The organism is Nonomuraea guangzhouensis, from assembly GCF_019396345.1.
Classification (GTDB): domain Bacteria; phylum Actinomycetota; class Actinomycetes; order Streptosporangiales; family Streptosporangiaceae; genus Nonomuraea; species Nonomuraea guangzhouensis.
Genome location: NZ_JAHKRM010000064.1, coordinates 25,143 through 31,230, shown reverse-complemented (window position 1 = coordinate 31,230; position 6,088 = coordinate 25,143). Strand labels below are relative to the sequence as shown.

Sequence of the window (6,088 nt, the reverse complement as noted above, 5' to 3'; positions counted from 1 at the left end):
GGGCCACAGGGGCGGTGAGCTGGGACAACGCCGTGATGGCTCGGTCGGCGCGGATCTCCTGCGCCACCCCGACGGAGGTGTTGACCACGATCACGAGCATGATGACGGCCGTGTCGGTCCAGTCGCCCGTGACGATGGTCAACGCCGCCGCCACGAGCAGCACGATGATCAGCGGATCGCGAAGCTGGGTCAGCACCCGCCGCCACAACGGAACGGGCGGCTTGCGCGGGAGCAGGTTGGCGCCGTCCCGCTCCAGACGCACGGCCGCCTCCGCCGACGACAACCCAGAGGGCGCGGGGATCACCATGTCTTCCTCTCTGACCTGCTGTCTTTCGGTTGGCCACTTCGGGGGGCCGCATCATCTCCCCTGCCTGTTTTCGCAGGTGCTGAACTGTCGAACCAGAAGCGAAGGTCCCATGGGGACAGGGCCGAATGGCAGGTGCCTCGCACGCGGTTCGCCCGTCTGCTTGGGCGGGGCCTGGGTTCGCGCCGGTCGTGCCGGGCGTTTCGCGGATCCAGACTGCCGTGGTGACTTAGGTCACACCCCTTCGGGTCGTTTGCCCCGCGTGCGCGAAGAGGGTCAGAGAGAAGGTGAGGTCACCACGAAATCCTGAGCGGACAAGGGTGAGCGAAATGTCGGTTTTACTGGGTGTGAAGCGTGCCGAGAACGACCCGCTGAGCGAGACGTACTTCACGAGAGCAGCCGGTGCTCTGGATGTGCACCGCGTGGATTCAGGGCACGCGTGCCTCTCTTGTGCCGCCGCATGGCCTTGCGTACCCGCACTGGCCGCGGCCTTCATGCTCGATCTGCACACCGCCTGATGAACGTCGAGATCGGGCAGCTGTCCACAGACGTTCCGGCGGCACACTGTGGCGGTCTGGGGCGCAAGCTTCGTGGTGCCTTTGCTCGACCGGCACCTCAGACCGGACTTTTGAGGGCCGAAGGTCCCCCGCCGTGGAGACCTCCGGCCCTGCTGTATACCGACTGGACCCTGCAGGATGAAAGCGAGTGAATACCACCGCTTCGTACCAGGAGATGAGGGGATCGCCATGAAGGCGGCAGTGGGTGATCGGCTGATCGTGGAGGCCACGCGCGGCACCAGCACGCGCCATGAAGGATTCATCATGCAGGTGGATCACCCCGATGGATCACCGCCCTACCTGGTCCGCTGGCTGGACACCGAACGTGAGACCCTCGTCTTCCCCGGCCCCGACGCACGAGTGGTCCAAGCCGCACGATGACCAGGGCCCGCCGGCACTTCGACCGGCCGGAGATCAGGACCTGGAGCCCATGAGGGCCGCCACCGCGTGACAGCCCTCATCCATAACCTATGCGGATCCGGCCAGCCCTTTCGTGGACGCTGTCATCCGCCAGCCGATCCCGATCTCGTCCGCCAAGAGCGGAACATCGCAGTGAGCTTCGACATCCTGTTTTATGAACGTCCTGTCCTATGTGGGCACGCTTCCTATTGGGGCACGCTGACGAACACCGCTGTAGCCGATCTCGACGATCTGGTCGGCGATGGTGAAGGCGGATCCGCCGCTGGTGACGCGGCCGGTCAGGTACACGCGGGCGACACCGTTCTTGACGGTCAGCTTGCTGAAGCCGGTGGCCTTGGAGCTGACGAAGCGCAGCCTTGCGCGCGCTCGGCCTGGGTGGGGCCAGAGAACAGCCGTTGCAGCGCGCCGAAGGCCGTCAGCATCTCTTCTCCATGAGTGCTCCTGATCTCAGCTTGATCTTTGCCGTCGCTGGACAACGTCGGCGAACGTCCTCAAACCCTGCGGCCCTTCGGCCATATCAGGGACGAAAGTCCCTGCGAAGACGAGAGGGACGACTCTAAGCCGCACCGCGTGTTCGGACGACGGTAGAAGGGACAGCGTCCGAGTGGAGGCAATCATGAGGAATCAGCTGGGTGTGGTGGTCGGCTACGAGAAATCGCGTTCGGCGGAGGAGGCCTTGCGGTGGGGCGCGGCGGAGGCGGTCGCCAGGAAGGTGCCGCTGACAGTGTGCCGCGCCTGGGAGTGGCCCTACCACGAATGGCCGGGCGAGCTGGTGCCGCTCGAGCTGGAACGCCGCCCGGCGCAGCGGCTGCTCAAGGACGCCGCCGCATGGGTCGGGCGCCACTATCCGAAGGTGCCGCTCAACACGCTCACCGACAGGGGCCTGCCGAGCGTGATCTTGACCGATCTGTCCAGGGACGCGGAGCTGATCGTCGTGGGCACTCGCGGCTATGGAGCACTCGCGGGACTGGTCGCGGGCTCGGTGAGCGCCCACGTCGCGGCGCACGCCTCCTGCCCGGTGATCGTCATGCGCGGGGACCCGGACGAACGCGACGCACACGAGGTGGTGGCCGGCTTCGACGGATCACCGCAGTCCTTGGCCGCCTTGGGTTTCGCCGCCATGGAAACGCAGCGGCTGGCGGCGCCGCTCAAGGTACTGATCGCCTACCGCGAGCGAGGCGGGGAAGCGGGCATGCAGGAACCCCGCATCGAAGCCCAGGCACTCGCCTGGAATGAGCTCGTCTCCTGGCAGCGCAGGTATCCCGAGCTTCAGGTCGATGTCGAGTTGGTCGACGAGCCCGCGCGCCCTGCGCTGCTGGAGGCGGCGCAGAAGGCGCGCCTGCTGGTGGTGGGCGCCCGTGGCCTGGGGGAGGTCAGAGGGCTGCTGCTCGGCTCGGTGAGCCAGGCCGTACTGCATCACGCGCCGTGCACCGTCGCCGTCGTGCACGCATCGCGAACGATGGCTTCGCTTTCCCGCCCAGATTGGGATGATCGGCCCTGTCTACCACCCGTTGCGGCATCGCCTGATCGGACCGATGGCCTGCGGTGAGCGACATGGGCAACGCCAGCGGGACGGTTCACCGTCGAACGGGGAGAGGTGTTCGCGGTGCTCGGGCCCAATGGCGCGGGCAAGACGACGACGGTGGAGATCCTGGAGGGGCACCGGGGCCGTGACGAGGGCCAGGTGTCGGCGTGGCCGCTGGACGCTCGCCGGGGCTGCGGTTCTGTGGCATGACCCGCCGTGACCCCAAAGAACTGTCCACGGCGGACTCTCTCCGGCTGCTGGCCAGCGTGACGCTTGGACGGGTCGTGTTCACCGCCGTGCGCTCCCGGCCATACGGCCGGTGAACCACATCGTCGCCGATGGGCAGATCGTCATCCGCTCCAGCCCCGGCACCATCCTGAGCACGGAACTTGCCGCCTTGGAGGCTGTGGTGGCGTTCGAGGCGGATGATCTGGACGTCGAGGAGCATCTGGGCTGGAGCGTCGTCACGGGCGTCGCCCGGCTGGTGAAGGATCCCGGGGAGGTGGCCCGCTACAAGGAAGGACATCCTGTACCCCTGGGTGGCCGGTGAGATGGATCAGGTAATCCGCGTCTGTCCAAAGATCATCACCGGCTTCGAGCTGGTCCTGGCTGCTGCCTCGGACGAGAGGTTCACGGGCGATCCCAGATGAGAGGCAGTTCCAGGATGCCGTCTTCCTGCAAGGTGAGGGCTTTCTGGACGTCGACGATCCCGTCGCGGTCGCTCCACCGGGCATGCGATGAAACGCCCTCGACGACGCGCGGGTGGCTCCAATGGCTGCTGCGTTCTTGTCGCCAGCTGAAAGAGGTGAGGACCAATGCCTGCGTATGGGGGACCTTCGCCTCATCCGCGATTCTTCGCCGCTTGCCACGGTGGGAGCAGGCAAGCCGTGCGGAAGGTGATTCACATGCGTAAGAAGGTGCTGGTTTTAGGCGGGAATTTCGGTGGGTTGAACGCCGCTCTGGGCGTCCAGCACGAAGTGGAGGGGGACGTGGAGGTCACGGTCGTGTCGGCCGCCGACCGTTTCCTGTTCAATCCGTCGCTCATCTGGCTGCCGTTCGGCAAGCGGCGCGCGGCCGACATCACCTTCCCGCTGGCGCCGACCTTCGGGATGCACGGCGTGGAGTTCGTGCACGCGGCGGCGACCGTGATCGACCCGCGGGCGCGTGTCGTGCACACGACCAAGGGCGTCCACAGCTATGACTATCTGGTCATAGCCACGGGCTACCGCAATACCTTCGATGTCCTGCCCGGCTTCGACTCCGTCGACGAGGCGCACACGATCACCACGCTGGAGGACGCGGTCAAGGCGGGGGAGGGGTGGCGTCGGTTCCTCGATGACCCCGGCCCGGTGGTGATCGGGGCGACGCAGGGCGCGGGGTGCTTCGGGGCCGCGTACGAGTTCCTGTTCAACACCGCCTACCAGCTGAAGAAGGCAGGGCTGCGGAGGCGGGCGCCGCTCACGTACGTGACCGCCGAGCCTTTCCTGGGGCACTTCGGCATCGGCGGGCTGCCGGGCGGGGAGAAGCTGCTGAAGATGTTCTGTAAGAAGGAGGGCATCCAGACCGTCACCGGCGTGGCGATGGAGGAGCTCGCGCCGGGCAAGCTGCGACTGGCCGACGGCAGGGATCTGCACTACGCATACGCGATGATCGTGCCGCCCTTCACCGGCCAGGACGTGGTGGCCGCGGTGCCCGATCTCGCCGACGACAAGGGCTTCGTGCCGGTGCACGACACCTATCAGTCGCTGGCCTACCCCGACGTCTACGCGGTCGGAGTCGCCGCGGCGGTTCAGGTGCCGTGGACCACCGCCATTCCGGTGGGCGTGCCCAAGACGGGCTTTCCGACCGAGGTCCAGGCGCGCGTCGCCGCCGCGAACATCGCCGCTCGCATCCGGGGGGAAGAACCGGTGGCGCACAAGGAGTTCGGCGCTATCCCGGCCATCTGTGTCATGGACGCCGGCAACAACGGCGTGATGATCCTGGCCGACCGGATGCTGCCGCCGCGCAAGTTCGGCGTCATGATCCCCGGGCCTCAGGCGCACGCAGCGAAGCTCATGTTCGAGAAGTATTTCCTGTGGAAGTCCCGCCACGGCTACGTACGGCTACCGTGACAGCGTGCTGAAGGGCGCGGCGGATTCCTATCGGGACCAGCGGCCAGGAGCTGATGAAGACGATGTGGCCGCACAGTCTGGTGAGCTGCCCGTTGCTCAGGGAACGCCCCGGTGTGAATAGCGAGGCTTTCGGCCCAGTTGCCAGCCGTTGATCTCCAAGGCGCCAGAGCCGGTGGCCGGGGTGCCGCGTCGCGGCCGACGAGCGAGCAAGTGTGGCAGGAACTGGCCGAAGCGTCGTTCGCGGTCGTCGGCCACGTCACCCCGGACGGGCGGCCGAGGTCCAGCGGCGTCATCTACATGGTCGCCGGCCGCCGGCTGTACGTGGTCGTGGCCACCGACAGCTGGAAGGCCCGACACATCGAGCTCAGCGGGCAGGTCGCGGTGACCGTACCGGTGCGGCGGGGTGGGCTCATATTGCTCCTCGCACCCATCCCGCCCGCCACCGTCAGCTTCTACGGGAGGGCGGTCGTGCACCCGGCGGGCAGCCTGGAGGATGGTGAGCTTGGCAGGAAGCCGGCACGCATGCTGCCCAGCGAGCGGCGGGCATCCTGCCGCATCATCGAAATCGAGCCGGAAGGCTGGTTCGTCACCTATGGAATAGGGGTTTCGCTCATGCGGATGCGCGTCCCGGATCCGGCGCGAGCCCGCGTGCCCGTGGCCTGACGGTCCTGGCTCGCGTGGCGGTCCGGCTGCCCTGGACAGGCACTGTTCGCGCGTAGCGGACCCAAGGTGGAGGCTTGCGGGACATTCGCCGCTGTGGTGGCTATCCGGATCAGCACGTACGGGGCGGCCCTCATCCGAGTTGCCTCCACAGGTACCCCTGGGGGTATCTTGGGTGCATGGAGCTGAACGAGGGCATGGTGGGCGACGCATTGACCCGGCTGAAGCGGGCGCACGGCCAGCTGGCCGGGGTGATCGCGATGATCGAGGCGGGCGAGGACTGCGCGAAGGTGCTCACCCAGCTCGCCGCCGTCTCCAAGGCGCTCGACCGGGCCGGCTTCAAAATCGTCGCGACCGGGCTGCGGCACTGCGGGGACGCCCAGAGCCGCGGCGACCAGCCCCCCATGAGCGTGGCGGAGCTGGAGAAGCTCTTCCTGGCGCTCGCCTGAGACCGGCGGCCACGGACACCCGTGGCCGCACATTTTTGATCCGAGGATACCCCCCGGGGTAT

The 6,088-nt window shown here is 67.2% G+C and carries 8 protein-coding genes and 1 pseudogene; 8 read left to right on the top strand and 1 reads right to left on the bottom strand.

What is annotated here, in order from left to right:
- Window positions 1-307 (bottom strand): cation-transporting P-type ATPase (locus KME78_RS61325; RefSeq protein WP_246654977.1); only part of this gene is annotated, 307 nt, incomplete at its 3' end.
- Window positions 308-1,050: 743 nt separating this feature from the next.
- Between KME78_RS61325 and KME78_RS61320 the strand changes: the two genes are divergently transcribed.
- The 8 genes and pseudogenes from KME78_RS61320 to KME78_RS61285 all read left to right on the top strand — a co-directional run bounded on the left by KME78_RS61320 (window position 1,051) and on the right by KME78_RS61285 (window position 6,026).
- Window positions 1,051-1,242 carry a DUF1918 domain-containing protein gene (locus KME78_RS61320; protein ID WP_219539523.1) on the top strand — a complete coding sequence of 64 codons (192 nt, stop codon included), beginning with the start codon at window positions 1,051-1,053 and terminating at the stop codon, window positions 1,240-1,242.
- A gap of 171 nt (window positions 1,243-1,413) precedes the next feature.
- A complete protein-coding gene (locus KME78_RS61315) occupies window positions 1,414-1,716 on the top strand; it encodes a hypothetical protein (RefSeq protein ID WP_219539522.1) in 303 nt (100 codons plus the stop codon).
- Between the two features lie 181 nt (window positions 1,717-1,897).
- Window positions 1,898-2,830 (top strand): universal stress protein, encoded by a 933-nt coding sequence (locus tag KME78_RS61310; RefSeq protein ID WP_219539521.1) that lies wholly within the window; start codon window positions 1,898-1,900, stop codon window positions 2,828-2,830.
- Window positions 2,831-2,860: 30 nt separating this feature from the next.
- A pseudogene (locus tag KME78_RS61305) lies at window positions 2,861-2,986 on the top strand (ATP-binding cassette domain-containing protein); the annotation flags it as partial.
- Window positions 2,987-3,125: 139 nt separating this feature from the next.
- Window positions 3,126-3,356 (top strand): pyridoxamine 5'-phosphate oxidase family protein, encoded by a 231-nt coding sequence (locus KME78_RS65765; RefSeq protein ID WP_308127591.1) that lies wholly within the window; start codon window positions 3,126-3,128, stop codon window positions 3,354-3,356.
- Window positions 3,357-3,711: 355 nt separating this feature from the next.
- Window positions 3,712-4,917, top strand: a complete 1,206-nt coding sequence (locus KME78_RS61295; RefSeq protein ID WP_219539520.1) for an NAD(P)/FAD-dependent oxidoreductase — start codon at window positions 3,712-3,714, stop codon at window positions 4,915-4,917.
- A gap of 210 nt (window positions 4,918-5,127) precedes the next feature.
- Window positions 5,128-5,580 carry a pyridoxamine 5'-phosphate oxidase family protein gene (locus KME78_RS61290; protein ID WP_219539519.1) on the top strand — a complete coding sequence of 151 codons (453 nt, stop codon included), beginning with the start codon at window positions 5,128-5,130 and terminating at the stop codon, window positions 5,578-5,580.
- A gap of 176 nt (window positions 5,581-5,756) precedes the next feature.
- Entirely contained in the window at window positions 5,757-6,026 is a 270-nt protein-coding gene (locus KME78_RS61285) for a metal-sensitive transcriptional regulator (RefSeq protein WP_219539518.1), read from the top strand.
- Window positions 6,027-6,088: the final 62 nt, after the last annotated feature.